Genomic DNA, 26,227 nt, shown 5'->3' on the forward strand with positions numbered 1-26,227 from the left:
TTAGAATTTAGCATTAATACCAAAGGTGTAGGAAGTGATTGCGGGAGTGACATTTGAATTGACAGCTCCAGCGCCGACACCTTGCTCACCGTCCAGATAGACCTCAGGATCAATCCCTTTGTGCTCAGATCGATAGTTGGCAAAAATAAATGGCTGTTGAATACTTGAGTAAAGTCTCAAGCTGGTCATACCTATTTTTTTTGCTACTTCTGGAGAGAATGTATATCCGAAATTTATGTTTCTTACCTTGATGAAAGTACCGTCAAAATATTCCATGGAACTTGCATACTTCGCACTTTCCTGATTTACGTTTGGTCTAGGGTAAGCATTGGTAGGATTGTTTGGAGTCCAATAATCAATATCCAAATTATTGTATCTGCCTGCTAGCGTGTTATTTCCAGTATGGAACTGAGATCTGATCATGTAGCCAAATCTTCCATATAGGAAAAAAGATAAATCAAATCCTTTAAAATTGAATCGGTTAGTCAAGCCCAATGCAAAATCAGGGACTGCGGAACCTAGAAACTGTCTATCGTCGGAATTAATTACTCCATCGTTGTTGATGTCTTCGATTTTGATTTCACCTGGTACACTGCCATAGGATGTTGCTTCATCTAATTCAGAAGTCTGCCAGATTCCGATTTTTTTCAAATCATAGAATATAGTCAAAGGCTGACCAACAAATCTACCTGCGGCAATATCATCTCCATTCGGCAGAGAAATAATTTCTTCCGTATTTTTGGTGAAAACGATGTCAGAAGACCAAATGAAACTTCCCTTTTCTATATTTAGTGTGGAAAGGGTAAGTTCAATTCCTCTATTTTGAGTTTCACCAATGTTAGTTGTGAACCCGCCAAAACCAATAGAGTTTGGAAGTGGTTGTGGAGCTAGCAAATCACTTGTGTTCGTAATATAATATTCAAGAGAACCAAATATTCTGCTTTTCCATAGTGCAAAGTCCAAACCTATATTTAAAGTAGTTGAAGTTTCCCATTTCAAATCAGGATTTCCGATAGAACCAGGTCTATATCCAAACGCAGCATTGTTGTCATATGCATAGCTAGTTCTGCCCAATAATGCTTGGGTTTGATAGGGATCGATCGCCTGGCTTCCGATAGAACCATAAGAAGCTCTCAGCTTCAACTGATCTATAGTTGAGGAGTTTTGCATAAATGCTTCGGAGTGAATATTCCAGCCAAGAGCTACAGAAGGGAAATATGCAAATCGATTATTTGCACCAAATCTAGAACTACCATCAGCTCTTAAAGTTGCTGTAACCAGATATTTGCCTTTATAATCATAATTTGCTCTTGCCATGAAGGACAAAAGTGACCATTGTTCCAAGTAAGTATTCGCACCTGTGATTTGAGATGCGTCTCCTAGTCTGTGGAATAACTGAGATTCAGCTGGAATTCCCAGAACACTTATTCCGGTCTCTTCAAGATTATCTTCTTGAATGGATTGGAGCGCAGTGATATTCAGATTATGTATTTCATTGAATGTTTTGGTATAGTTTACAATGTTTTCAAGTGTGTAATTGAATCTGAATTCTTCAAAAATGCTACCTGTAGGGGCACCACCACGTCTAGCATTAGTCTGAGAACCAGTGAATCTCCCGTTTCTGCTAATGGTGAAATCAGGCCCAAATACCATTCTATAGCTAAGACCTGGTAAGATGTCCCATTGTGCGAAGATGCTGTTGAAAATTCTATATTTTTTTGTCAAGTCCATTTGTGCACCATCCACAACTTCTGCAAATGGATTGGTTCTTAATCCATCTTGAGTAGGAAGGAAGATTAGATTACCTTCGTCATCATATGGCTTACCGAGCGGGTTTTCAGCCAAGGCTCCCCCAAGTGGATTGAAGTTTTCCCCATTTCGCTCACTATATGAAACGAGTGTCGAAGTTCCGAATTTGATGTTTTTAGCGATCTTGTGGTCAATATTCGCTCTGAAGGTGTAACGGGTATAGTCTTGATTGATAATTACTCCCTCGTCTTTGAAGTAGTTGCCGGATACGAAGAAGGTGGTTTTATCACTACCTCCACTGACTCCTAATTGATAACTTTGAATAGAACCGTTTCTTAAAAGACCAGCAGGATAATCTGTGCTTCTTCCCAAAGCAATACTTTCAAGCTCTACTGGTTCAAATATAGATTCATCAATGGCTGGAGTGGTGGGGCCTTCTGGAATCTCTCCACCTGCTCTCCTTGATTCTCTTTTGTATTCAGCAAACTCAGGACCGTTGAATACATCAATTCTTCCCAGTTCTTTATTGATTCCATAATAGGCGTCCAGAGAAACAACCGTTTTACCGACAGTTCCTCTTTTGGTAGTAATCAAGACAACACCGTTTGATCCCCTGGATCCATAAATAGCTGTGGCAGAAGCATCTTTTAATACCTCCATAGAAGTAATGTCCTGCGGGTTGATATCATCAATTCCACCAACAAGCGGAATTCCATCAACCACGTAAAGGGGCTCATTTGATGCGGTTATAGATCTTCTACCTCTGATTCTTACTTGAGGAGAGGCACCTGGCTTTGAACCTGGCTGTGTCACATCGACACCAGCTGCCCGTCCCTGAAGTGCTTGTCTAGCATCCTTAATTGGGAGTTCAGTGATTTCTTTAGAGCCTACTGAGGAGATTGCCCCTGTCAGTTGAGACTTTTTGGCTGTACCGTATCCGACGACTACTACTTCCTCCAGATCAGCTAAGTCTGGGGTTAAATTGACATCGATACTAGATTGATTTCCTACTACTATTTCAGTTGGATTGTATCCAATGAAAGAGAAAACGAGTGTGCCATCAGACGGGCTCGAAATACTGTACTTTCCATCTAGGTCCGATGTAGTTCCTACGGTGGTTCCTTTGACTAGAATTGTTGCCCCTGGCAAAGGCTGGCCAGTTTCGTCGTAAACGGTTCCGCTTACTTGTGTCTCTTGTGCCCAGCTGTATGAGACGCTGAACAGCAAGAATAACACTACTCGCAGATGCGTGTAGATTTTTGATTGCATAGTAAAATGGGTTTGTTGTTAAGTATAAATTTTTACCAAAGTGTGGGTGTATTTTATTTTTTTTACCAAATACACAGATTACCACACTATGATGAAGTGAATATAGCTTGTTTAAATGCTGTTTTCAAGGGGATGGACGGTTGAGTTACGCAATCGATTGCGCTTTTTTTGTGCAATAAGGATTATTTCCTGTTGGTGTTAAATTTTTAAAGCTTTCCTGATCAGTTCAAATCGGAAGACATGGTGCTCCTTATCCTCTTAAAGGTGGATAAGTTTCTGGTTTTTATCTAAAGAGTACCCTAGGGTTGACTGTTAAAAAATCGAGCCCCAATCGGCATTGATATATGATCACTTATTTACGGGAACACACAGATGCTTTAGTCTATAGGGAGCAGAGTCGCACGCCTTCTCCTAAAAAGCCTATCCGACCAACGGGGAGGAAGGAATGAAGTAGGTAGACTTTTATCGTTCTCAATCTATTTATACTATTTATACCTGAATTTGAAGTGTACTTCATGTGAAACAAAAATGGTAAATACTGGTAAAAGCTAATTCATATTACCATATTTGTAATAATATCACAAATAGTTAATTAAGACATGATTGAGGAATTCAGCTTTGGTAACTTTTGGTCCTTCAAGGATGTGCAGACCTTGAATATGACCGCAGCTAAGATCAAATCCAAAAACAGCCGTCTTGATACCGTGAACCTTATTCCTGTAGAGGAAGATTTGAACTTGCTGAAGTCTAAAGCTATCTATGGCGCAAATGCAAGTGGGAAAAGCAATGTCATCAAGGCTCTGGTAACTTTTATCAGGATTATCAAGGAGTCAGTAAAGGATGAGAAGGTTTTGGAAATGATTGATACTTTTCAACTTTCAACTGAAACTTCAGATAAACCCACTTTTTTTCAGATGACTTTTAGATTGGATAACCTTCGTTATCGATACGGCTTCGAGTCTGATCATAAATCCATTAAAAGTGAATGGCTTTTTTCTACTCCAAATTTGAGAGAGCAGCCTCTTTTTATTAGAGAAGAAGATCAGATTATTGAAATAAATCTGAAACATTTTGCTGAGGGTCAAAAGGCCATAGATCTTTCAGGCGGGGAAGGGCAGATTTTTAGAAGTAATTCCTTATTTCTTTCATCCTTAGCATCCTTTGGATTTGGAAAAGTTTCCAAGCGTATTATTGAAGTTGTTTCAACCATTTCAGTAATCAGTGGGCTTGGGCATCATGGCATGTATGGTTATGCTGGTGAATCACTGAAAGATTCTTTAAAAAAGAAATTTATTTTGGAATTTTTGAAAAAAGCCGATTTGGGTATTGAGGATCTTTTTACTCTTGAATTGAAGGGGGAAGATTTACCAGAAGGAATGGATGAGGAAGCTAAGGAAGATTTGAAAAAAGGGAAAATGATCATTTCTAGTAGGACCAAATATGACAAAAGCCAAAATGCTGTTGGAAAAAGTGATTTTTCATTCGGATTTCAAGAATCAGAGGGCACTCAAAAAATGTTTGAGCTTAGCCCTTTTATTTATAATGCAATAAAAGATGGTACTCCATTGGTAATAGATGAATTTGATGCTCGATTTCATCCCTTATTGACCAAAAAAATTGTAGAGCTTTTTAATTCGGGAGCCAATGAAGATTCCCAATTAATTTTCACGACACATGATACCAATCTATTGTCGGCAGATCTGCTGAGAAGAGATCAAATCGATTTCGTTGAAAAGGATAAATTTGGAGCCAGCCATTTATACACCTTGGTTGAGATCAAAGGGGTCAGAAATGACGCCTCCTTTCGGAAAGATTACATCCAGGGAAAATATGGGGCTATTCCATTTTTAGGTGACTTTACTAACCTTAATGTCTTGGACTAATGCCTAAAAAGACCAAATCTATCAAAGTTACGGATAAGGGTAAGGCTTGGAATAAAAAGTCCAGCCCGACTGGGTACCGGGTTGAGAGGATTCCCATGAACAAAACGATTTTGATTGTTTGTGAAGGTCAGACAGAAAAGCTGTATTTCGAGTCATTTCCGGTACTAGGTGTTAGAGTTGATGCAATTAATTTGCAGGGACAGTCCAAATTGAAAATGGTGGAATCTACTCAGGAATTAATAGCTTCCACTGATGTAGCCTATGATGAAACTTGGTGTGTATTTGATATGGATGTCAGAAAAGGCGAAGTTGAATACAGTGATTTCGATAATGCCATCCTTCAAGCAATTAACCTTGGTTACAAAGTGGCCTATTCCAATGACGCATTTGAACTTTGGTTTTATCTCCACTTCAATTATTCGGATGCTGAAAATCTTCGGACCTTCTACTATGATGAGCTTAGCAAGAGATTCGGATTGAACTATCAAAAGGATGGCAAAAGATATGACTTTTGTTTGAAGATTTATTTTTTATTAAATGAGCATGAGCATTCATCACAGGCCAATGCAATTGAATCGGCAAAATCTCTATTTAAAATAAAAGAGGATTTGCCTTACCATCAGCAAAATCCGGTTACCAAAGTATTTGAGTTAGTTGAGGAGCTAAATCGTAATTTGAGGAGATAGAATATTAGATTTCAGTAAATCTATTGGTTGACAAACCTATAAGCCAGATAAAGCAAGTGTTACTACTCCACAGATAGGGCAGGGGTGCCAAACCGATCAACCGCATTGTAGATCTGGAAAAGGATCATGTGCCCCCCCCCTTGTTTTCGTCTGGAAAAGGGCGCAGAGGCAGGTAGATAATTCTGTGGACAGATCTGAAAACACTGCACTTCCATCGTACTTCAAGGCATTGAAACGGGAACTAATCCCGTTTCTCTTACCCGATAGGAGGATGGTTTTTAATTAAAATGGATCGCTGCTTTTGTGCCATTAATAAAACTAAAATAGAATTTGTCTATCTGGTTATAGGGACTGGCTAAATGCGGATTTTTACCTGGTATGTTTATACTTTTGGTGGTTCCCAGCCCTTCTCATATTCTCTGGTCCAAAGCGCAGCTGCTTTCTTAGAGTTTTTGATATGCCCGTTGGTTGGATCGCAGATTAGATTTTCACCCGTTCTGGAGCTGATATTTGCCAAATGGCAGAGCAAAGTACTCACAGCGCCTTCCTCTATGTTTGAGTTTTGCTTTTCCAGCCCCCGTACTGCATTGAAGAAATTAACGATGTGCGTGGTGCTCATATCGCCGCCACCGCCGAGGGCTGTGCCTGCTTCATTGCTCGAAGACATGCTGCTTTTGACCTCTTTCCCAGCTCTGTCAAATTGCTTGTACCCACCTCGGTCTACATAGACGGATCCTTCTGTTCCATAGATAATAGTTCCCCGATCAGATCCATAGGTTTTATAGCTGTTTCTGCTCTTGCCATCCCATTGGATCACTGAACCATTCCCAAATTTGAAAGTGGCATCCATCGTGTCATACATCACCCATCCGTCCTCTGGAAAATGTCTTTTCCCGGCAGTAACCAACACTTCACTTGGGTAGTCCACCTGAAGCGCCCAGCGGGCTACATCTAGCTCATGGGTTGCGTTATTGCCTGTCTCGGCTGTGCCATATTCCCAGCCATACCAGTGCCAGTTGTAATCCCAGGTATCGTGGGTGTAGGCTCTTCTCGGGGCGGGTCCCTGGAACATTTCCCAGTCTAATCCAGCTGGGGGAGGAGCCTGCGTCGGATTTGGAACCGCACCACGGCTGTTGCTGTAAAAAGCCTTTGCCATATATGCTTTGCCTATGGCGCCATTATGAATAGCGGCTATGATTTCGCGGCTTTCGGGAGCTGAGCGTTGCTGGTTCCCCATCTGCACCACTTTATTGTACTTCTTTTGCAATGCAATCAGCAACTCACCTTCCCGGGGATTATGTGAACATGGTTTTTCTACGTAGACATGTTTGCCTCTTTCCAAGGCCAACCAGGTCCCAGGGGCATGCCAGTGATCGGGTGTCGCGATGATAATGGTGTCAAGATCTTTGTCATCCATCACTTTCATGACATTTTGCTCCAGCTTGGGAGCGTAGTCTATGTGCTTGGCAAAATTCTTGGCGGCTTTCGGCATCTGGGATTCCATGGCATCGCATAAGTACATGAGATTCACATTGCTGGATTTTAGTCCTATCGGCTCATAATATGCTCCCAATCTTCTTCCCAACCCTGCAATCGCCACATTCAGGCGTTCATTTGCCCCTATGATTCTTCCGTAAGATTTTGCAGAAAGGGCGGCTGTACCCAATGCTGACAAGCCTATAGTAGCAGCGGCAGATTTCTTGATAAAGTCTCTTCTGTTGTTCATGATTGATATTGTTTAACTAATTATCCGCTCATCCATTGATAACCTATTTAAAGCATCAAAAACTTCGGATAACACCAGGATGGAGGCTATCTCGGGCTTCGCTCATCGGTCTTCAAGCCGATAAAATAAAGAACATCCGACTACTCAGATCCTTTAGATAATATTATTTCAGCTCTTTGATCTTGATGTTTTTGAAACTCACTTCATTGCCATGGTCTTGGAGAAGAATGTGTCCCTCTTTAGCCTCGCCGAAGTTTTCCCATTTCGCATATTTACTGATAGCCACCAAATCACGGAATTCCTGTGAACCTCGCTCATATTCCACAACTTTCACACCATTGAGGTAGTGGGCAACTTTATTGTCAGGGGTCACGACCACTCGGCCTTTGTTCCATTCCCCTACAGGCTTGATGAACCTGCCGTTTTTATCAGCTTTGATAAGGTCATACAGAGATGCCATGGTACGGTTTCCATCTTTCCCCATTTTCGCATCTGGGTGCTTGTCATCATCCAGGACCTGATATTCAAGCCCTATCGCCGAGCCTTTATTCCCTTCAGACAGGGTCACAAAATATTTGACACCGGAATTGGCACCCTCTGTAAGCCTGAACTCAAAAGCCAGGTCAAATGCTGAAAACTGTTCCTTGGTCACGATATCACCGGCATTGGTGGATTCACCTCCGTCAGAGGCAGCAATAGTGAGAATTCCATCATTCACCGACCAGCCTGATTCAGGGAATGTTTCCTTGTATGCCCCTTTCCATCCATCAGAATTCTGGCCGTTGAAAAGCAATTTCCAGCCCTTGTTTTTTTCGTATTCTGTCAAGGTGTTCAAGGTGTTGTTGACTACGAATATATCCTTGTTAAATGCTTTGGGCTCAAGGTTTTCAGTTTGGATTTTCACATTTTTAAATGTAGTCTTTCTGCCCGCATCTTCAGGCTTCTGGATACTATGTACCTGTAGGCCGATGAAACCAGTCTTATCCATGTCATCCACCACGTAGGCTACTTCCTGTCCATTTATCCAGGTTTTGATTTCATTGCCGATCGCTTCTATTCTGTAATGGTTGAATTCGCCCATCTTAAATGCAGATTTTGCTTCGGGGTTCAGATCAAGTGGATACAGCCAGCCTCTTCTTGCTTCATCATATACCCCGCCGGACCAGGCTCTTTCTGAAGGATCGGCTTCGATTTGATACCCATAAACCAGGCCTTTGCCATCTCTGGCGGCAGGGTCATATTGCCCTCTGGTCATCACACCGGAATTGCTGGAAAGGTGTTCAATTTTAAGATCAAGCTCCAGGATATAATCCCCATAGGTCTCTTCGGTGATCAGAAAAGTATTGGGTGATCCGGCTACGGCTGATCCTTCGATGGTTCCATCTACTACTTCAAAGGTGGCCGTTCCGGCTACAGGCTTCCAGCCGGTCAGATCTTTCCCATTGAATAGATTGGTCCAGCCATCATCCGTTTGTTGTCCGCCTGCACAGCTTACAAGCGCCATAGAAGTGATTAAGGCCGAGAGTATGTTTCGGGTGTATTTCATAAAATTGAGGTATTGTTGTTCAATATAAAATTCAAGATTTAGGTGCATTGCACCAAGTAGTATCGGTTATAAGTTACGCAATCGTTTGCGAGTAATCATTGGGAAAATGACCAATCACAACGTCTGGGAGATGAGCGGACAAGAATCCGGTGATCTTTGTTACTTTTGCGCATGCTTGATTTTAATCTCAAAGGAAAAGTTTTTGTTACCTGTAAGGACCGTTCGGTTTCTTATCTGGAGAAGGAGGTCCGTGAACTTGGTTTTGTGCCGGAAGCTGTCACCCGGACCGGAATAGAGTTGAGGGCTACCATGGAAGAATGCATGGATCTCAACCTACATCTACGTACGGCTTCCCAGGTACTGTACGAGATCAAATCTTTTTACCTGAGGAATGCGGATGATATCTATCGAAGATTCAAGGCCATTCCCTGGGAAGATTACCTGGATGTGGACGGTTATTTTTCGGTAAACTCAGTAGCGGAAAATGAAAGCATCACCACCCCGCTAATTGTAAATGTAAAAGTGAAGGATGCAATTGTGGATCGTTTTCGAGAGTTGAAAGGAAGAAGACCTGATTCGGGATCTGATTTTGACGGGTTGGTTTTTCAGGTGTACTGGAAAGACACCCAATGCTCGGTTTATATCAATACCTCAGGGGACACACTTGCCAAGCATGGCTATCGCAAGATTCCGGGCAAAGCACCGATGATGGAGGCACTGGCTGCAGCAACTATTTATGCTACTGAGTGGAACACACGTGTTCCCTTTATCAATCCAATGTGCGGATCAGGTACCTTGGCTATAGAAGCCGCGCTGATGGCAACCAGGCGTTACCCGGGACTCTATAGAGACCATTATTCATTCCAGCATATTTTAGGATATGATAAGGAGGCATTTTTAGCTAAAAAGAAAAAGTTGGAGAGTAAGATCATGGAGCTTCCTGATCTAAAGATCATAGCTTCCGATATTTCCTTGCAGGCTATTTCTTTTGCCCAGGAAAATGCGATCACCGCTGGTGTAGACCATATGATCGAATTCCAGGTGTGCGATTTTGCCGAAACAGAGATCCCTGAAAGACCCCGTGGGGTGATCATGTTCAATCCGGAATATGGCGAGAGGCTAGGAGAGAACGATGAGTTGGAGGTAACTTACAAGCGCATGGGTGATTTTCTAAAGCAGAAATGTGCCGGATATAGAGGGTATATTTTTACAGGCAATCTGGAATTGGCAAAGAAAATCGGACTGAAGGCCAATCGAAGAATAGAATTCTGGAACGGAACGATTGATTGCCGTTTGCTGAAATATGAGCTATACGAAGGGAAAAAAGAGGAATAGTGTGACGTAAGGGGAAGGGATGGTTTTCTTGTAGAGTAGCGCTGAAAGCCTCTGTAGATAAGCTAAGATATAACTTATCTCAACTATAATGTAGTAGCGTGAACTTTACGAGAGGAAATTTAGAAGCAATGAACTATAACCTTGTGTGAAGTTATTGGTAATTATTAAAATTTTTCCTTTCGTTTTTTCGATAGAATTAGCTGTCTAAAATACAGCGTATTTGTCGTGTCTTTTATTTCGGCCGTTTTCCACTCGCTGATTTCATCTTCGCTAAACTGACTTTTATAGCAATCTAGAGTTTTCAAGGCTTCATTTTCTTCATCTTGAGAATATTTAATTGAAACATTTAAATAGTCAGGATGCACGGTATTTAAACCACCTATCATTTTAAATTTCTCGCTATCCGCTTTGGTCCATCCAAGATAGTATAAAGGATAAGTGCTTGCCCATTTATTACTCAAGATGATTTCAGTAGTCATATCGCTTATCATTCTATGGTCGGAATGCCCCGTATCGCCATCTGGGCCAAAAGTCAAAATAAATTCAGGGTTAATATCCTTAATTTTCTCTGTGATTTTTTCTTTGAGTAGTTTTGAACGTTTGAAATATTCAGGAATTCCTAAACTCGAATCAAAACCATCAGTAAATCCTAAAAAGACGGGTGTCTCCAGGCCAAGGATGTTACAGGCACATCTGGTTTCATTTTTTCTTAACTCAATTAAGGAATCGACTGAAATAGCCTTTATGGGTTGTCCATATCTGCCGTCTGTAGCAATTAAAAGATGTATTTTATGCGTCTTACTATATTTTTTCAGGACGGGTGAGAATGCAGTTTCATCATCTGGGTGTGCTAAAACCACTAAAATGTTTTCTTTTTTAATGTGACTTGCTTTGAATGAAAAAAGAAAAATCATAAAGAATAAAATTGAGAATAGTCTTTTCATTTCTAGAATTGTTTTTTCATTTGCACACTACTCCCAGATAAGCGTAGCTTATGTTTACCTAAGAAAATATATGTGAATTTTGTAGAATAAGTTCATCTTAGATATAGTCAGCTAAAGCCCGCAGAAAGCCGTAGACCTTTTTTGGATAGATCTTCGACAATCAGCGTTTCTTTTCGGTGGAACCCGAAATCCTCAATCCGGTCTTATTGATGTTCGTCTCTCAACAGGTCATTAACCGTTTTTACCGGGTTGAAAGTAATTAGCGGCACTTCTACGAATAAAGTATTCCAGCCTGCCATGGCGCCATTCCACAGTCCGGGCAACTCCAGCGCTTTTAAATCCCGCCCACCTTTGGACTTTTCTGTGATGAATCCGGTCATCATGTCCCGGTACTTGAGGAGGTCAAAATCATTGCCTTCAAAATCTTTTGTACCACAGACCAGATCTACGGGGTTGAAGTGGGTTGAGCCCTTGAAGTGCTCTCTAGTAGAAGGATCAGCTACGTCAATCTGGGCAGTTTCGGCAATTTGAAGAGAAAGAGAACCATCAGATTCCTTTACCCAAAAAGGCCCGCCGCCCGGCTCACCGGTATTTTTCACCATCCCGCAAACCCGTATTGGTCTGTTCAATTTTTCTTTCAGGTATTCACCTTTTACAGAATTTGGCTTTTCAGAGAAACCCTCCGGTAGCTTTGCTCCCAAGTCTTGCGTAAAGACGTGCTCAGCCAGACTGACTGAAGCTTCATCTACTGTGTCGCTGAGTGTTTTCAAGGCTTCAAAAACTTTCGCCTGAATTTCCAGCAGCAAACCACCGATAGCCATTTTATAATCTTTGGTTTCAGACTTTAGCCTATCGGGCACGACATTATCGATGTTTTTGATAAAAATGAGATCTGCGGAGATATCATTCAGGTTTTCCAGCAAAGCCCCGTGTCCGGCCGGTCTAAAGAGCAGGCTGCCATCATCTTCCAAAAAAGGGGTGTTGTCCATGTTTACAGCGATCGTATCGGTGGACTTTTTCTGTTGGGAATAGCTGATTTCGAAATTGATTCCATATTCTTTCTCCAGCTTAGGGAGAGCGGAAGCTATTTCTGCCCGGAATTTCGATTCGTGCTCAGGAGAGACAGTGAAATGGATTTTAACTGTGTTTCCTTCGCCTGTAGCATATTGTATCCCCTCGATCAGATGCTCATACGCCGGGGTCCTCCTGCCATCGGGATAGCTATGAAACCGTAATAAACCTTTGGGCAGGCTCCCGTAACCCAGCCCTTCATCTAAAAGCAGTGCCGCTAATATTCCCTTGTAGTCTTTGGTGTCCAGCTTCAAATTGATACTGCTTCCATCTGCTACCAGTACTTCATTGAGATCATCGTAAAAAGCAAATTTCTCGATGTTGTCCATGAATTTTTGCACAAAGGGAGATTTGGTGATATCCCCGTCGCCGTCAAGAAAGGCAAATAAGTCTTTGAACATCCTGGATGCAGCTCCACTTGCCGGTACAAACTTTACCACTTGTACCTGAGAAGCTTTTTCCGGGTAGGTTTTAGTGAAGTACGCCAGTTCCTTATCGCTCAGTACTTTAATACCATTCTCAGGTGTGGCAGGAGCTACAATTTGTAAAAAAGGGAAGCCGTTCTTAAAATGGCCAATTTGTTGATTTACAACTTCAGGGTTCATCCCCTGTGACAAAATCTTTGATTCTAAGCCTGTATCCATGTTTTTTGGGTTGCAATAGTAATATGTTAAGATAGCAGGCTATTTGAGTTTGCTCAAATTTGAGTTGTACTTTTTGGGATTTATTTTCAAAATATATCTGCTTAACATCTCGAATGTGTTTTGAATCGATTGCCTGGCCTATCATACCTTTTACCAGCACAAAAGAATTCATATGTAACACTTTTTTTAGTTTGAAAGAGGAAGGGGCTGCAATAGCGGAGAAGGCTTTATAATGTCTGAAAGGAACACAGGCCTCGGGAAATCAGAGTTTTTTTAGTTTAAAGACAAGTTGATCTTTTGGGCGTTTTTGGGAAATCAGAGCGATAGATTTTTCATCCAGCTGCAGTATTCGGGGATAGCCTCCCGTCACCTGGGCATCTTTGAGCAACACTAACAGCTTTCCACCGGATGTCAATTGTACGGTGCCGGGGAAAACCGGTGCTGTAGCCAATTCAGGGATGGAATTTGGAAGTAATTCCATAAGTTGAATAGCCATTCTGTTTTTAAGACTGGAAACCGTAAATTTTCCGGTCTCAATAAGGGATTTGTTTTGCTTGTCCAGCAATCCCCATTCAGGTCCAGGATACGCTTCTATGACCGGCTCCTCCATCCAGTTGAAATCCAATCTGATTTTGGATGCGGTGTAGACGGATTCTTCCTCATGTGGGAAATAGGAAATACGGTCGTCTTTTTTTAGGTAAGAGGAAGCGGTGATTCCGGGATACCAGCTTCGGGAATTCATGATCTTTTCAGACTGGAACCCATTTTTGATCCCCAGATAAAGTATAGCACCCTGATGAATCGCTCCGATTTGCAATTGATCATTTTTACGGATTTCCAGTACGCAGTAGCTGGATGTGGCTTTGCCGTTTAGCTGGACCGCTGCATTTGCTCCTGCAAGGCAAATTAGTGTAGGTGAATCAAAATGAAGGCTTAACCCAGGTTGACTGATCTCCAGAGCCGCATCAGTTTCCTTGTTTTGTAACAGATGATTAACCCATAAATAAGAGCGCATGTCCAGCGCACCGGATACCGGAACTCCATAGGCAGTGTAGCCAAACCTTCCTGTATCCTGGATGCAGGTTCCAATTCCGGTTTTCACTAGTTGTAAATTCCCCATAGCCCTGATTATTTGCATAGCGGCGGGTGTGGATGTCTTTGCAAGCGTGTGAATTGCTGAATAGTAATCGGGGTAAACTCAATCCGCTCTCCTGCAGAAGCAAATACAGGAGGAATATGGCCGGGATCGAAAAGCGGAACCGGCGTCTGTCCGATCAAATGCCAGCCTCCGGGGCTAACAGAAGGATAGATCCCCGTTTGAGATGCACCAATAGCCACTGAACCAGCGGGAACAACCCGGTCCGGAACGCTTTTTCTTGCCGTGTACAGCCGGTTCGGCAACCCATTCAAATACATGAACCCGGGTAAAAAGCCATAGAAATGCAGTCTATACTGACCTTGGGAATGCAGTGAGATCAACTCATCCTGTTCCATGTTTTTTGATTTTGCCAAAGCCTGCAGATCCCTTCCGGTTTCAGGGGAATAGCAGACTGGGATTTGCCAGATTTTTGAGGGCAGGGGATTGAGTGACCCCTGAGTACTGTTTGATCTCAACCATTGCTTGATTATCCGGGCCTCTAAGGGGGTTGAGAGCACCAGGGCAAGGGTTTTGAATCCCATTCGTAATTCTGCTAACTCAGTTGTAAATTCTTTTTGGAGCCTGTCTTTGAAAGTCAATTGATGCTGGAGAAGCTCATCTGATACCTCCGAGATCCATTCGAACTCGAAGAGCAGGGGGGAGATTTGTGTAAGCTTGGGAGTCATGACCAGAATTTTTCCCGGATGCTGGGCAAAAAGTCACTGATACCGGGATTGTCACCATGAAAGCAAATTGTATCGGCTTTAAGGTGAAGTTTTTTCCCCGACTCTGAGATTAAGAAACCCTTCTCCAGTAAAGACTCGAGTTGGGGCGATATTTCAGCTTCAGAGATCATGTGGGAGCCAAAAACCGATCTGGGAACGAGCTGGAAATTTTCCTGATATCTCCGGTCTCCAAAGACTTCGGTTTTGAGCTTCAACCCTTTCTGGATGGCAAATTTTTGAAGTTGGGAATGTGGGGATGTGAACAATGTTGTGTTGTGAAAGTAACTTGCGATAAAATCGCTGAGGCTGTCTGCCAGTTCAGGATTTGCTGCGGCGTCATTATAAAGGGCTCCATGGAATTTGATGTGATCCATAGGTAACCCTGATTTTTCTGCCAGTTGCTCAAATTTCAGGATTTGGATCAAAATGGACTTCTGGAGATCCTTTTCAGGAATTTTCATTGATTTTCTCCCAAAATTTTTTAGATCAGGATAGGAGGGGTGTGCCCCGACTTTTGTCTTGTATTCCAAAGCCAGTGTTAAACTCTCATTTATTGTATTTTCATCTCCGTAATGTCCACCGCAGGCAATACTGGCTGCATCGATGAGAGGAAAGATGATTTTTTCATGTGGCATGCCTTCACCTAAATCACAATTTATGTCTGGCAGTTTTTTCATTATAAGGGGAAAAAGCGGATAAATCCTAAAATACAAAATGTCATCTAAGGCTTCGAATATTTCCTATAACTTATTATAATATTTGATCACCTCATTGAGTTGTTTATAATCCAGTTTTCCTTTTGCTGCTTTGAGGTGGTGGATGATGGCTAGGGCTTTTTTCATCCTGCTATCCGGATTCTTTACTTTGGTTACTGTATAGACCATCATTCTTTGTTTTCCCGGAGTCAATTCATTAAAAAACCGGGCTCCTTCTTCGTCTTGATCCATAAGGACCTGCAATTCTTCTGGCATTTCATGGCCATATTGGCTAGGATCTTTTTCCATCCCAATTGTGAAAAGCTGCTTTTGATCCATCCGAAACTTCTTTCTCAATTCCTGATTGATCAACACGTACCAATAATCTTTGGCCTTCATCAAGGCCATATGAAATGGTCCTTCACCAGCTATCCAGATCAAAACTCTTCGATGATTGCCATCAATCATCTGGGTGGCCATTTCCTCGGGAACTGGAAAGTGATATTGCCAGTGATTAAATTCGAAGGCAGCTAATTTCCCTTGAAATTCCAGCATTTTAAAGATTTGATTGAAGAGGTATAGTTAAAGCTATGAAACGTAGGATTGAATTCAAAAAAACACAAGCATTCAGTTTTACCATTTGAAGGGCCTGATAATGCAGTTACCTGGGATTGCTAGCTCTGTAAATTGAAAGAAATCAGGAATGAGGTTCCTTTACCTACCTCGCTTTTTACCCGGATAGCACCTCCGTGGCTTAAAATAATGTTCTGGGTATTGGTAAGTCCAAGCCCCGATCCTGTAGCTTTACTGGTAAAGAATGGCTCAAACAGACGTTCCAGATTCTCTTTGGGTATCCCTTCGCCATTATCTCTGATTTCGATTCTGCATAGATTTCCTTTGATAGAAGTTTTTAACAAGAGCCTTCCCGTTTTCTCCGGCATTGCCTCTATTGCATTTACGATCAGGTTAATAAGCGCTATTTTTACCTTTTCACCATCCACCTGAATATCGCAGATGTCCTTTTGATATTGTTTTTGGATGGTTATTTCTTTAAGATCTATTCTATCGTTTACCTGCTCCAGCGCTTCATCGAGCAAGGCATTAATGGAATGTATTTTGGGATCCAGTTCTGTGAACCTGGTGCTGTCTAACAGCTGAGTAACAAGATGATTGATTCTGTCGCAATTTCTGCGGATTACATCTATCAGATCTCCGCTTTCTGAAAGAACTGATTCAGGGAGTTCCATATGTAACTGATCTGCAGATAGCAGAATTGTAGTTAATGGATTTTTTACTTCATGTGCCAAAAGCCTGGCTATCCTACCTGTAGAGGAGAATTTTTTGAGATTGAGCTCTTCCTCTTCCTTGGCTTTGATCGCACTGAGATCTTTTATCAAGACCTGAAAAATTCCCACCTCCTGTTTTACTATACTCAATAAGCTATTGATCTTATGTTCCTGGTCTACTGTCATCAGGGATTCCATATCATAGATGTCCAGATTTTTGAGGAAAAAATCTTCAAGTTCTTGCTGAGAGGAATCTTCTGACAATAGATCTTTAAAGTAGAAATTTTTTGATGAGGCCGGATCGTAGGCCTCCGGGCCAAACTTCTTAAGAAACGCGGGATTCACTTCCAATATCTTGCCCTCATCGTCCATTAAAAGGAAGGGATCACTTGCCAGCTCAAAAATTGACCGGAATTTTACAGCAGCATGGGCCAGTGATTCCATCAACTGGGCATCGCGGATAGCATACCTGAGAGTTCTGTCAAGTGTATGCGCGTCGAATTCGCCTTTAATTAAGTAATCAGATGCTCCAAGGGTAAGTGCTTCCCGGTCTATATGACCGGTACTCATGCCTGTAAGCATGATTACCGGAGCATGTTTTCTACGTGTTTTTATCTCCCGGATCAGTTCTAACCCCGTATCTTTTCCGAGTCTGTAATCAACCAGGAACACATCGAATTTTTTTTCCAGCTTCGGGATGGCTTCTTCGAGGCTGGCTGCACTCTCTAATTCATAGCTGGTATCAGAAATCCCTTTTAGTAACGTAGAGACTAAGAAAAGATCATCTGGATCATCATCTACATATAATATTTTTATTGTCTCTGAAGGTGTCATATTTTTCTCTATGCTGGCAGCAGAACTATTTTTGACCAGTAATTCTCGATTTCTTCTGTGACTTTGACTAATTCCTCAAAGGATCCCGGCTTTGTTATATAACTGCTGGAGCCCATTTTGTAGGTAACCTTAATATCATCAGCACTGTTTGAAGTTGTAAAGATGATTACCGGAATAGACTTGAGGTCTTCACAGCCTTTTATTTCTGCCAAGGCTTCTCTACCATCTTTACGGGGCATATTGAGGTCAAGGAGAATAATGTCCGGTTTAGGGTATTTTTCCGGATCATCATAGGGAGCGGCATGCTTCAGATATTTCAGAAGTGCCTCACCATCTTCCACGCAGGCAATTTTCTCCTTGGGCAATGTTCTCTCAAAGGCTTTTAGTATCAGTAATTTGTCATCCTCATCGTCTTCGGCGACTAGGATTTGGATAGGTTTCTCGAAGGACATGAGCATAAGGTCTTTGACGAACACAGGTTGATTTTGGACAAAAGGTAAGCACGATTTCGCTAATTACATACTTCCCCAAATTTTTGGAATAAAGGACAATTATCCTTCAATAAATGGCAAAAGTATGTTAAAAGTAGCTCCTTTTCCGGGATTACTATCAGCAAATATAACCCCGCCGTTTTTTTCAATAATTTTCCGGGTGATAGAAAGGCCTATACCTGTGCCTTCATATTCTTTCTTTCCATGTAACCTCTGGAAGATGGAAAAGATTCGGTCAGCATACTCTTTTTCAAACCCTATTCCATTGTCTACCAATTTGATCAAATGGTAGTTTACTTTTTTATCGAGCGTCGGAAACTCACTGATTAACGCTTGGTCTGCTTTCTGTGAAGTGATGGATATATCGGGATTTATGTCCGATTTGGCGAACTTGAGCGAATTTGAAATCAGATTTTGGAATACCTGACGATATTCCGTATCCGTACCTTTTACCTTAGGTAATTTACCTGTGGTGATTTTAGCCGATTTGTCTTTTATGACGAGTTCGAAGTCTTCAAGTAATTCGGAAATTACTTTGGAAAGCTTCACTGGTTTTACCTGTTCTATACTTACTCTTCCTGCCCTGCTGTATTCCAAAAGATCTGTGATCAATCTTCTCATCCGAACTGCCGCCGCGGTGATCCTTTCCAGGTAAAGGTTTCCATCGCCTTGCAATTTGTCTGCGTACTGCTCATTCAGCAAATCTGAAAATGCTGTTATTTTGCGCAAAGGCTCCTGCAAATCATGTGAGGCTACATATGCGAATTGTTCCAGTTCCTTATTGGAGTCATCGAGGAGTTTGATCTGATCTCTAAGTTTTTCCTGAAACAGCGTAATCTCCCTATTCGCTGTAATCTGCGCTTTGTTGTATTGATAGATAGAGAAAAAGGTAACTAAACCTATTGTAATAGAAAAAAGGGAAATGAGAGCGACAATTAAAGGCAAGGCGTTGATATTATTGATCAACACCTGGTTTCTTTCCCGGAACAGGTCGTTTTCCACCTCGTTGATCCGTAATACGATATCTTTGATCATTTTATAACCTATTAACGCATCGTTGACCTTGGATGGGTTTAAGAAGCCGTTCAAGTTTCCGTTTTTATCGATATGCTCGATGGCGGCCTCAAAAGTCCTGACTCTTGAATTGATGAGTCCTCTAAGTTCTTCAATGTTGTTTTGCTGGGACTGATGGTCCATAGTCAATCCCTGAAGCTGGTTCAACAGCAACTCAGCGTCAACCTTAGATTGTTTATAGAGAGACAGGAAATCCTCGTTTCCCGTCAATACATACCCTCTGATATTGGTTTCTCTTTCGAGAATATTTGCGTACAGTTGATCTGTGCGCTGTAGAACCTCTGAAGTGTGCATTACCGCATGGGTATAGAATTCTATCCGGTCAGCGGTCCAATAAGAAATCCCACTTCCGATAATAATTAGAATAAGTGTCACAATTGAGTAAATTTTGACCTGACGGATAGATGGATTTTGGTTGTTTTTCATTGGAATAGTTCTCTGAATGGGGAATTAATTACTCAATAAGCCTGAGTTAGCTTCAAATGATACGGTGTCAATTCATGGTTTAATGTCTAAATGACCCATTCAACTTAGTTTTATAGGGTCTTGCAAATTTCAGGCATACCAGTTGAACTGTCATGGATAAATAAATCGATAACCTAAACACCAAAACTATGAGTTCTTTATTGTATTTCATCGCAGTAATTCTTCTGATCGGCTGGCTAGTCGGAGTATTTGCCTATAGCGCAGGGGGATTGATCCATGTATTGTTGGTATTGGCAATTATTGCCGTGTTATTCAGGTTGATTTCAGGCCGGCCCGTATAACTTTTGCTAAGCATAATCTGTTAATATATCTAAGCAACGGAATTTGAAAATCTAAACCAACCAACCCATGAATTCTACAGAAATTAAAGGAAATTGGAATATCCTAAAAGGTAAACTAAAACAACAATATGGAGATCTTACTGATGATGATCTGGCATTCGCTGAAGGTAAGGAAGATGAACTATGGGGACGACTACAAAAAAAGATAGGTAAAACCAAAGAAGAAATTATTGACCAAATCAAAGCAATCTGAAAGTCCTAATCAATTATAACTATAACCATTAAAATAAAGCACAATGAACAAATCAACAATAAATAAAACACTTTGGCTAAGCGGACTGATTACCGGTGCATTTGTAGGAGCCTATCTTTATAAAAACAAGGATGATTTTGGTCCTCAAAAGGAAAAGTTGAATAGCCTACTTGGTGATTTTCAATCCATCATCGGCGATTTGAAGACCAGACTATTGGAAGCGAAGTCAGAAGGACTGGAGGCTACTAAATCTGCTTTGCAGTCTGCGAAAGATAAAGTAGAAAAAGTGAAGTGAAATAGGTTTAGAATTTTGAAAAGGTGTAGCCAATAGCTTCACCTTTTCTTTAAGTTCGCCTATTTTATCAGAAATACTCTAGTAATAGTATGAATGTGCCCCAGCGTATAGAGAACAGAGCATGATGTAATGAAGAATAAACTAATTCTAGTAATAGATGATGAACCGGAAATCAGAACCCTTTTGATCAGGTTTTTGGTTAGAAAAGGTTTTTCGGTATTAGCTGCAGGTACGCTTAAAGAAGGAAGACAATTGTTTGATCAATCGAAACCTGAATTGGTTTTTTTGGATGTAAACCTCCCCGATGGAAATGGGTTAGACGAACTTAAGCATATAAATTCAGGGATGACCCAACACAAAGTAATAATGATGAGTGCCTTTGATCATAATGAAGTAAAAACGGAAGCAATCGAGTATGGTGCATTGGACTTCCTTAGTAAACCATTTAATATAGCTCGGCTGGAGCAAGTTGTTCAGAGTCAATTATTTAATACCTATAATTCCAAGTAAAATCATGGCTAAGATTCTCGTAATTGATGATAATATAGATATCTGTCAACTTTTAGATCGATTTCTCACCAAGAAAGGCTACGACGTAGAAACTACAATTTCAGGAAAGAACGGGCTGGATATGGTCAAGAAAACATTTTTCGATCTGATTTTCTGTGATTTTAAGCTGCGTGATATGGAAGGACGTGATGTGCTGATGAAGGTCAGAGAGATTTCCCCAGGTACACAGGTGGCCATCATTACTGGCTATGCTGATGTGAAAATCGCTGTTGAAGTAATCAAGAATGGCGCATTTGATTATGTCACCAAGCCATTGATACCGGATGAAATTATCAATTTGATAGAGCGGGCACTAGCAGCTTCTAAAGCCAGCAAATCAAATTCACAAACGTTTATCAAAGCCACTGAGCTAAAGAAAGCATCTGAGTCCAAGACCCAGAATCCTGATTCTAAGTTTCTGAAAGGTACCGGGCCAGAATCCAAGAAGTTGTACAAAGAAGTGGCCTTAGTAGCACCTACTAGTCTTAGTGTGGTGATTTACGGAGAAAGTGGGGCAGGCAAGGAGAACATAGCGCGTACTATTCATGAACAAAGCGAACGTGCTGGAAAGCCATTCATCGCTGTAGACTGTGGGGCACTCACCAAAGAACTAGCAGGGAGTGAGCTATGGGGGCATGAAAAAGGAGCCTTTACAGGCGCATTAGCTGAAAAACCCGGACAATTTGAATTGGCAGATGGAGGGACGATTTTTTTGGATGAGATAGCAAACCTCTCGTATGAAACGCAGGTAGGGCTGCTTAGATTAGTTCAGGAACGAAAGCTAAGAAGAATAGGGGGGACGAAGGATAAATCTATAGACGTGCGGATTTTGGTGGCTTCCAATGAGGACTTAAGGAAGTCCGTCTCAGCAGGTAAGTTTAGAGAGGATCTCTATTTTAGGTTCAATGAGTTTAGCATAATAGTGCCGCCGCTACGGAATAGGAAAGCCGACATAGAGGCCTTTGCCTACCATTTCTTAGAGCTTTCCAATACTGAGTTAAATAAAAAAGTCTTTGGTTTTGATGAGCAGGTGATGGATGTGTTTAAAGAATACCCTTGGCCCGGTAATTTACGGGAGATGCTCAATGTAATCCGCCGGGCTACCTTACTGACAGATGGAGGCAAAATGTCTGTTTCTGCTCTTCCTCCAGAAATTGTTTATTCCCAGAAATTTAATTTCACAGATTCAGATTCGGACAAAACTGAAAATAATGTCGGCAAAATGCCGCTGAATCTAAAAGATGCTGCTGCCGAGGCTGAAGCTGAAGTGCTGAAAAGAGTGCTGGAAGAAGTGAAGTACAATAGAACCCAAGCCGCAAAGCAATTGGGGATAGACCGCAAAACGCTTTTCAATAAAATGAAGCAATACGATTTATAGCTAAAGTTGCCCAGCTGGTCCGGAATTAATCCCGGACTTTTTTGTGCCCGTTCTTCAACAGATTGGGGATATTTTTTCATACCTCTTTCCGCTTCTAAATGCCAATAGAAACCGGATTCTGCTGTTTTATTCCCCCAATATCGCCTAATTCCAAAGTAGTATTGCTCAAAGAGCTCTTTCTTAACTGATTCTTTTGTAAGCTGCTTCATGGCATAGGCATTGGATATATAAGACTAGTATTCTAAAATTTAAAATTCAAACTACTATGACTACCGCTAAAGCAACGCTCGCCAATCATTTGAAACTTGATAACAAGGCAATGAAGAATGTGTCGGATAAGCTCAATGACCTGCTTTCTGATTATCATATTTTCTATCAAAATGTAAGAGGGTTTCACTGGAATGTGAAAGGAGAGAACTTCTTTGACCTTCACATCAAATTCGAAGAGCTATATACCCAGCTTTACGAAAATATAGATGAACTGGCAGAGAGAATCGTAACCATCGGTTTCAAACCATTACACGCTTATTCTGATTATCTCAAAAACACGATCCATAAGGAAATCACCGATGTTTCCAACGGCGATGAATGCGTGAAGCACGTCATTGATGGGTTGGGTGTTTTAGCCCAGTCCCACCGAAAAGCAGCGAAGGCTGCAGAAGAGGCAGATGACATCGCAACGGCAGACTTGCTTACTAAATTTGTCGGCGATATAGAGAAAAGAATGTGGATGTTCACCATGTTTTCCAAATAAGCTCAAAACAAAAGCACCTAAAGAAAACCGCAGTGAAAGCTGCGGTTTTTTTAGTGTGTGCCGTGCATGGTAATCAACTAGGCAGTGAAAGTTTACTGTGGAGGTTTGTAAGCGCCAAGCACTGGCCAAGCGCAGGAGTGTCCACCGCCAGGTGGAATCTGAAGGAAGCCTGCGGCAAATTCTCGGCCTGACGAACAGAAACTGCATATAAGGCCTATGGAGACTGGATGTGATTTCCCCACAAACTACAGCTTAGTTTTGATTTTCAGGTGAGAATTCCAAAAAATCCCAAATTAAAAGTTTAATACCTAAAAATAGTCTCTATAGGTGATGCCACTAATGAACATCCCTGCCTAAGCAGGCAAAGGTTCCGGATTTCAACCCTGATTCTATTTTTGATTTTTCACAATTACGCGTCCCTTCATTCTCATAAACCTGTGTGGTTGGCAATAGTAATCAAATTCACCTGTTTTTTTAAAAGGATGTTCATACCTATCACCTTTTGCAAAAAGTATACTTTCGAAACTCTTATCCTTGGCCATAACATTATGTGACTGATCCTACTCATTTATCCAACGGACCGTATCTCCAATATTGACCTCAACGGTTTCGGGAACAAACTTCATCCCATTCATTCTCACAATTTTAATTGTAGGTTCAAAGACCTTTGTTGCTTTCATTTTTTTATTGAATTGTTGTTTTATGCTTTTAACTTAATGGATATTATAGTGAGTACAAAACTGATAATGGCTGCTATCGTACGGATCAAATTCAATTTGTTCCAAGGGGTTTCAAACATTTCTCTCAGCGAAAATAGGTCCTTTGGGGTAGCGGTTTCTATAGGAAAATGCTCAAGCATATTATTTAAAGGAACATTGCCAAAGATGGTTACCCCAAACACACCCACCACATACATCATGGTGGCCGACAGTAACAAGTAAAATGAAAAGTACATGTCATACCGGTAGGAAAGCCAGGTGGTCATAGGAAGGACAATAAGGCTGCCCATAAAACCTGCAAAGAACCAAGCGTTCAATATCACGGTGTTGATTGACTGAAAAGCCATAACATATTCCTTGTCTGGAAGTCTGCCCAATGCGCCAGTGACCGAACAGGCATAGCTGTAAAACAGTCCCGCCATCAATCCGGTCAACAACAACGTGATGATTTGAGCACCCTGATAAAAAGCCATATCCTTTAATGTTGAATGTCCCAGACCCCAGTTCGATTAGCTTTGACCACGTACTCGGCAAAAGTAACCGGTTTGCGGCCGATTACTTTTTCAATATCATTGGTAATCGATTCGTTTCTTCCGTCCAGTACTTCAGTGAATAAATATTGCATAAGCCAGATAATATCTTCGGGGATTTGATAGTCACCAAGGATTTTTATATAGCCATTCATATCCACTTCTTCATACACAATAGGCCTGTTTATGGCTTCCGAAATTAGGCGGGTTGTATCTTTAAAAGATAGTAATTCAGGTCCCGTTAGTTCGTATATTTTTCCATTGTGTCGCGCATCCGTCAATGCTTCAACTACTACCTCAGCTAGGTCGTCAAGATCGACGAAAGGCTCGAAAGCTTTTGGTTTCGGGATCACGAAATAGCCCTCCAAAATATTATCAAGAAAAAAGAATTCGCTGAAATTCTGCATGAACCAACTGGATCTCACAATCGTCCAGCAGAGTCCCGAATCTATCACAATCCTTTCAGCTTCCTCAGCCTCTTTCTCACCCCTCCCGGAAAGGAATACCAGTTGTTGAACACCGGATTTTTTTGCTGTATTAACAAAGCCTTGGATTTTTTCCAGCGCACCGGGGGCCATAAAGTCGGGGTAGTAGGTGAGGTAAACTTTTTGGATACCGTCTACCACTGATGCCCAGCCCTCACTTCTATCCCAGTCAAAGGGAGGGGTGCCATTCCTGGAGCCAGCGCGGACAGGGATTCCCATTTTTTGGAGTTTTTCCATCACCCGTTTCCCTGTTTTCCCGGTTGCTCCCAATACCAAAATTTCGTTTGTCATAATTTTTTCATTTCTTGATTAAAATAATTTCAGACAAAAATAGAGGGGAGGGATAGCCGGAAATTGAACAAATCGGACAAAGAACCTATTACAGATTTTTTAGCTGCAAAGGCCTTTTTCCCGTGAATTTCTTGATGTTTCGGATAAAATGCGATTGGTCGGTATATCCGTTATCATAGACCACATCGGTTAGTTGTGAAAAGCCACCAGTGGAGATCTGATCCAACGAGGTTTGGAACTGTATGATTTTCGCAAACTTTTTAGGAGGTATTCCGATGTAATGGTTGAACTTTCTTCGTAACGTCCTTTGGGTTGTATCCATGCGTTTTGCAAGCTCATTTACAGTAATCAGGCCCTTATGATCCTGAATAATTTGAATGGCGCGCTGTATTTTTGGATATTCCGCCATTCCTTTTTCCCGGGCAAGTTTAGAGAGAAAGTTGGCGATGATCTCTGTTTTCAGGTTTATTTCGGAAGGGGAGGCTAATGTCTCCAAAGTATTCTCAATGGCTACCCCTTTGATCTTTGAGATATCGGCACAATCGTCGTTAAGTTTTTTGGTGTTGACATCAAACAACAATTTGGCAGCGAAAGGGTATAGCTGAAAGACGATTATTAAATATGGTGTCTGTATAGAAAGCTCGTAAGGTGCGATCATTTGGCCATAAAGGAAAAGAGTGCTAAGCGTTTTCTTTCGGGGAAGAAGAATCCCTCTTTCCGACTGCAGGTATACGACTCCAGGATAACCATCCGCATAAAACGTCATCGTAGCGCATTGACGGGCATTCTGTTCTTCCAAAACAAAAATTTCCTTAACAAACAATTCCAAGTTGTTATTGGCTATTATTTTTGTGGTATCTATCAAATTCCAAATCGTTTTGTTTCGTGGGATTTATTCCCTGTTTGACTAGTTAAGAGGCTTTATTGTCAAATTTGATCTTTATTTAGGTTTGTTCCTAAAATAGTCCTTTAAACGCTTTCTTTCGGTAATATTTTCCTTATCCATATAGGCTGCATCCTGAATTGTAGCTACCAAACGGGAATATCCAGCGAAGAAAACTCCTGAAATTTTCAGGAACTTTAATGTTTGCTTAACATCTGGATTGTAAA

At 41.4% G+C, this 26,227-nt stretch carries 26 protein-coding genes; 9 read left to right on the plus strand and 17 right to left on the minus strand.

Features of this window, described 5'->3' with window-relative positions:
• Nucleotides 1-3,018, minus strand: coding sequence for a SusC/RagA family TonB-linked outer membrane protein (locus AS141_RS01775; protein ID WP_057935896.1), 3,018 nt, complete (start codon nucleotides 3,016-3,018; stop codon nucleotides 1-3).
• Nucleotides 3,019-3,617: 599 nt separating this feature from the next.
• On the opposite strand from AS141_RS01775, the gene AS141_RS01780 reads away from it, so the two are divergent.
• The gene (locus AS141_RS01780; protein ID WP_057935897.1) at nucleotides 3,618-4,901 is read left to right on the plus strand and encodes an AAA family ATPase; all 1,284 of its coding nucleotides are present in this window, start codon (nucleotides 3,618-3,620) and stop codon (nucleotides 4,899-4,901) included.
• On the plus strand, nucleotides 4,901-5,587 hold the full coding sequence (locus tag AS141_RS01785) for an RloB family protein (protein ID WP_057935898.1): 687 nt from the start codon (nucleotides 4,901-4,903) through the stop codon (nucleotides 5,585-5,587). The genes AS141_RS01780 and AS141_RS01785 overlap by 1 nt, the downstream gene beginning before the upstream one ends.
• 382 nt (nucleotides 5,588-5,969) lie before the next feature.
• Here AS141_RS01785 and AS141_RS01790 read toward each other — a convergent pair whose 3' ends face one another.
• Nucleotides 5,970-7,313: a Gfo/Idh/MocA family protein gene (locus tag AS141_RS01790; protein ID WP_057935899.1), complete on the minus strand. Its 1,344-nt coding sequence runs from the start codon at nucleotides 7,311-7,313 to the stop codon at nucleotides 5,970-5,972.
• Nucleotides 7,314-7,476: 163 nt separating this feature from the next.
• Nucleotides 7,477-8,817, minus strand: a complete 1,341-nt coding sequence (locus AS141_RS01795) for a 3-keto-disaccharide hydrolase (protein ID WP_394331070.1) — start codon at nucleotides 8,815-8,817, stop codon at nucleotides 7,477-7,479.
• A gap of 213 nt (nucleotides 8,818-9,030) precedes the next feature.
• Here AS141_RS01795 and AS141_RS01800 point away from each other — a divergent pair, with 213 nt between their 5' ends.
• Complete coding sequence (locus AS141_RS01800) at nucleotides 9,031-10,194, plus strand: THUMP domain-containing class I SAM-dependent RNA methyltransferase (protein WP_057935900.1); 1,164 nt, start codon at nucleotides 9,031-9,033, stop codon at nucleotides 10,192-10,194.
• 164 nt (nucleotides 10,195-10,358) lie between these two features.
• On the opposite strand, the gene AS141_RS01805 is transcribed toward AS141_RS01800, so the two are convergent.
• The 9 genes from AS141_RS01805 to AS141_RS01845 form a co-directional block, all read right to left on the minus strand.
• Nucleotides 10,359-11,138, minus strand: coding sequence for a PIG-L family deacetylase (locus AS141_RS01805; RefSeq protein ID WP_082632131.1), 780 nt, complete (start codon nucleotides 11,136-11,138; stop codon nucleotides 10,359-10,361).
• A gap of 203 nt (nucleotides 11,139-11,341) precedes the next feature.
• Nucleotides 11,342-12,853, minus strand: a complete 1,512-nt coding sequence (locus AS141_RS01810) for a DUF4301 family protein (RefSeq protein ID WP_057935902.1) — start codon at nucleotides 12,851-12,853, stop codon at nucleotides 11,342-11,344.
• Nucleotides 12,854-13,115: 262 nt separating this feature from the next.
• On the minus strand, nucleotides 13,116-13,973 hold the full coding sequence (locus tag AS141_RS01815) for a 5-oxoprolinase subunit C family protein (RefSeq protein ID WP_157243360.1): 858 nt from the start codon (nucleotides 13,971-13,973) through the stop codon (nucleotides 13,116-13,118).
• 8 nt (nucleotides 13,974-13,981) lie between these two features.
• Nucleotides 13,982-14,677, minus strand: a complete 696-nt coding sequence (gene pxpB / locus AS141_RS01820) for a 5-oxoprolinase subunit PxpB (protein ID WP_057935904.1) — start codon at nucleotides 14,675-14,677, stop codon at nucleotides 13,982-13,984.
• Complete coding sequence (locus tag AS141_RS01825) at nucleotides 14,674-15,393, minus strand: LamB/YcsF family protein (protein WP_057935905.1); 720 nt, start codon at nucleotides 15,391-15,393, stop codon at nucleotides 14,674-14,676. The genes pxpB and AS141_RS01825 overlap by 4 nt, the downstream gene beginning before the upstream one ends.
• A gap of 63 nt (nucleotides 15,394-15,456) precedes the next feature.
• The gene (locus tag AS141_RS01830; protein ID WP_057935906.1) at nucleotides 15,457-15,966 is read right to left on the minus strand and encodes a YdeI/OmpD-associated family protein; all 510 of its coding nucleotides are present in this window, start codon (nucleotides 15,964-15,966) and stop codon (nucleotides 15,457-15,459) included.
• Between the two features lie 119 nt (nucleotides 15,967-16,085).
• Nucleotides 16,086-17,531 (minus strand): hybrid sensor histidine kinase/response regulator, encoded by a 1,446-nt coding sequence (locus AS141_RS01835; protein ID WP_057935907.1) that lies wholly within the window; start codon nucleotides 17,529-17,531, stop codon nucleotides 16,086-16,088.
• Nucleotides 17,532-17,539: 8 nt separating this feature from the next.
• Nucleotides 17,540-17,983: a response regulator gene (locus AS141_RS01840; RefSeq protein WP_082632158.1), complete on the minus strand. Its 444-nt coding sequence runs from the start codon at nucleotides 17,981-17,983 to the stop codon at nucleotides 17,540-17,542.
• A 99-nt stretch (nucleotides 17,984-18,082) separates the two neighbouring features.
• A complete protein-coding gene (locus AS141_RS01845; RefSeq protein ID WP_057935909.1) occupies nucleotides 18,083-19,522 on the minus strand; it encodes a sensor histidine kinase in 1,440 nt (479 codons plus the stop codon).
• Between the two features lie 188 nt (nucleotides 19,523-19,710).
• On the opposite strand from AS141_RS01845, the gene AS141_RS26475 reads away from it, so the two are divergent.
• From AS141_RS26475 to AS141_RS01870, 6 genes are all read left to right on the plus strand, one after another.
• Nucleotides 19,711-19,863, plus strand: a complete 153-nt coding sequence (locus AS141_RS26475) for a lmo0937 family membrane protein (RefSeq protein ID WP_157243361.1) — start codon at nucleotides 19,711-19,713, stop codon at nucleotides 19,861-19,863.
• 67 nt (nucleotides 19,864-19,930) lie between these two features.
• Nucleotides 19,931-20,116 (plus strand): CsbD family protein, encoded by a 186-nt coding sequence (locus AS141_RS01850; protein WP_057935910.1) that lies wholly within the window; start codon nucleotides 19,931-19,933, stop codon nucleotides 20,114-20,116.
• Nucleotides 20,117-20,159: 43 nt separating this feature from the next.
• A complete protein-coding gene (locus AS141_RS01855; RefSeq protein WP_057935911.1) occupies nucleotides 20,160-20,411 on the plus strand; it encodes a hypothetical protein in 252 nt (83 codons plus the stop codon).
• A gap of 129 nt (nucleotides 20,412-20,540) precedes the next feature.
• Nucleotides 20,541-20,921 carry a response regulator gene (locus AS141_RS01860; RefSeq protein WP_057935912.1) on the plus strand — a complete coding sequence of 127 codons (381 nt, stop codon included), beginning with the start codon at nucleotides 20,541-20,543 and terminating at the stop codon, nucleotides 20,919-20,921.
• 4 nt (nucleotides 20,922-20,925) lie between these two features.
• A complete protein-coding gene (locus tag AS141_RS01865) occupies nucleotides 20,926-22,338 on the plus strand; it encodes a sigma-54-dependent transcriptional regulator (protein ID WP_057935913.1) in 1,413 nt (470 codons plus the stop codon).
• Nucleotides 22,339-22,603: 265 nt separating this feature from the next.
• Nucleotides 22,604-23,092, plus strand: coding sequence for a Dps family protein (locus tag AS141_RS01870; protein ID WP_057935914.1), 489 nt, complete (start codon nucleotides 22,604-22,606; stop codon nucleotides 23,090-23,092).
• 389 nt (nucleotides 23,093-23,481) lie between these two features.
• On the opposite strand, the gene AS141_RS27325 is transcribed toward AS141_RS01870, so the two are convergent.
• The 5 genes from AS141_RS27325 to AS141_RS01885 form a co-directional block, all read right to left on the minus strand.
• Nucleotides 23,482-23,634 carry a cupredoxin domain-containing protein gene (locus tag AS141_RS27325; protein WP_082632132.1) on the minus strand — a complete coding sequence of 51 codons (153 nt, stop codon included), beginning with the start codon at nucleotides 23,632-23,634 and terminating at the stop codon, nucleotides 23,482-23,484.
• A gap of 18 nt (nucleotides 23,635-23,652) precedes the next feature.
• On the minus strand, nucleotides 23,653-23,772 hold the full coding sequence (locus AS141_RS27520) for a cupredoxin domain-containing protein (RefSeq protein WP_449353807.1): 120 nt from the start codon (nucleotides 23,770-23,772) through the stop codon (nucleotides 23,653-23,655).
• A gap of 20 nt (nucleotides 23,773-23,792) precedes the next feature.
• Nucleotides 23,793-24,284 (minus strand): anthrone oxygenase family protein, encoded by a 492-nt coding sequence (locus AS141_RS01875; RefSeq protein WP_057935915.1) that lies wholly within the window; start codon nucleotides 24,282-24,284, stop codon nucleotides 23,793-23,795.
• Between the two features lie 5 nt (nucleotides 24,285-24,289).
• Complete coding sequence (locus tag AS141_RS01880; protein WP_057935916.1) at nucleotides 24,290-25,117, minus strand: NmrA family NAD(P)-binding protein; 828 nt, start codon at nucleotides 25,115-25,117, stop codon at nucleotides 24,290-24,292.
• Between the two features lie 88 nt (nucleotides 25,118-25,205).
• Complete coding sequence (locus AS141_RS01885) at nucleotides 25,206-25,982, minus strand: helix-turn-helix domain-containing protein (RefSeq protein WP_057935917.1); 777 nt, start codon at nucleotides 25,980-25,982, stop codon at nucleotides 25,206-25,208.
• Nucleotides 25,983-26,227: the final 245 nt, after the last annotated feature.

The organism is Algoriphagus resistens (assembly GCF_001442615.1).
GTDB classification, from domain to species: domain Bacteria; phylum Bacteroidota; class Bacteroidia; order Cytophagales; family Cyclobacteriaceae; genus Algoriphagus; species Algoriphagus resistens.

Excerpts from the sequence above, each read along its gene's own strand:
- AS141_RS01775 (WP_057935896.1), bottom strand. The coding sequence starts at position 3,018 with ATGCAATCAAAAATCTACACGCATCTGCGAGTAGTGTTATTCTTGCTG.
- AS141_RS01780 (WP_057935897.1), top strand. The coding sequence starts at position 3,618 with ATGATTGAGGAATTCAGCTTTGGTAACTTTTGGTCCTTCAAGGATGTG.
- AS141_RS01785 (WP_057935898.1), top strand. The coding sequence starts at position 4,901 with ATGCCTAAAAAGACCAAATCTATCAAAGTTACGGATAAGGGTAAGGCT.
- AS141_RS01790 (WP_057935899.1), bottom strand. The coding sequence starts at position 7,313 with ATGAACAACAGAAGAGACTTTATCAAGAAATCTGCCGCTGCTACTATA.
- AS141_RS01795 (WP_394331070.1), bottom strand. The coding sequence starts at position 8,817 with ATGGCGCTTGTAAGCTGTGCAGGCGGACAACAAACGGATGATGGCTGG.
- AS141_RS01800 (WP_057935900.1), top strand. The coding sequence starts at position 9,031 with ATGCTTGATTTTAATCTCAAAGGAAAAGTTTTTGTTACCTGTAAGGAC.
- AS141_RS01805 (WP_082632131.1), bottom strand. The coding sequence starts at position 11,138 with ATGAAAAGACTATTCTCAATTTTATTCTTTATGATTTTTCTTTTTTCA.
- AS141_RS01810 (WP_057935902.1), bottom strand. The coding sequence starts at position 12,853 with ATGGATACAGGCTTAGAATCAAAGATTTTGTCACAGGGGATGAACCCT.
- AS141_RS01815 (WP_157243360.1), bottom strand. The coding sequence starts at position 13,973 with ATGGGGAATTTACAACTAGTGAAAACCGGAATTGGAACCTGCATCCAG.
- pxpB (WP_057935904.1), bottom strand. The coding sequence starts at position 14,677 with ATGACTCCCAAGCTTACACAAATCTCCCCCCTGCTCTTCGAGTTCGAA.
- AS141_RS01825 (WP_057935905.1), bottom strand. The coding sequence starts at position 15,393 with ATGAAAAAACTGCCAGACATAAATTGTGATTTAGGTGAAGGCATGCCA.
- AS141_RS01830 (WP_057935906.1), bottom strand. The coding sequence starts at position 15,966 with ATGCTGGAATTTCAAGGGAAATTAGCTGCCTTCGAATTTAATCACTGG.
- AS141_RS01835 (WP_057935907.1), bottom strand. The coding sequence starts at position 17,531 with ATGACACCTTCAGAGACAATAAAAATATTATATGTAGATGATGATCCA.
- AS141_RS01840 (WP_082632158.1), bottom strand. The coding sequence starts at position 17,983 with ATGTCCTTCGAGAAACCTATCCAAATCCTAGTCGCCGAAGACGATGAG.
- AS141_RS01845 (WP_057935909.1), bottom strand. The coding sequence starts at position 19,522 with ATGAAAAACAACCAAAATCCATCTATCCGTCAGGTCAAAATTTACTCA.
- AS141_RS26475 (WP_157243361.1), top strand. The coding sequence starts at position 19,711 with ATGAGTTCTTTATTGTATTTCATCGCAGTAATTCTTCTGATCGGCTGG.
- AS141_RS01850 (WP_057935910.1), top strand. The coding sequence starts at position 19,931 with ATGAATTCTACAGAAATTAAAGGAAATTGGAATATCCTAAAAGGTAAA.
- AS141_RS01855 (WP_057935911.1), top strand. The coding sequence starts at position 20,160 with ATGAACAAATCAACAATAAATAAAACACTTTGGCTAAGCGGACTGATT.
- AS141_RS01860 (WP_057935912.1), top strand. The coding sequence starts at position 20,541 with ATGAAGAATAAACTAATTCTAGTAATAGATGATGAACCGGAAATCAGA.
- AS141_RS01865 (WP_057935913.1), top strand. The coding sequence starts at position 20,926 with ATGGCTAAGATTCTCGTAATTGATGATAATATAGATATCTGTCAACTT.
- AS141_RS01870 (WP_057935914.1), top strand. The coding sequence starts at position 22,604 with ATGACTACCGCTAAAGCAACGCTCGCCAATCATTTGAAACTTGATAAC.
- AS141_RS27325 (WP_082632132.1), bottom strand. The coding sequence starts at position 23,634 with ATGGCCAAGGATAAGAGTTTCGAAAGTATACTTTTTGCAAAAGGTGAT.
- AS141_RS27520 (WP_449353807.1), bottom strand. The coding sequence starts at position 23,772 with ATGAAAGCAACAAAGGTCTTTGAACCTACAATTAAAATTGTGAGAATG.
- AS141_RS01875 (WP_057935915.1), bottom strand. The coding sequence starts at position 24,284 with ATGGCTTTTTATCAGGGTGCTCAAATCATCACGTTGTTGTTGACCGGA.
- AS141_RS01880 (WP_057935916.1), bottom strand. The coding sequence starts at position 25,117 with ATGACAAACGAAATTTTGGTATTGGGAGCAACCGGGAAAACAGGGAAA.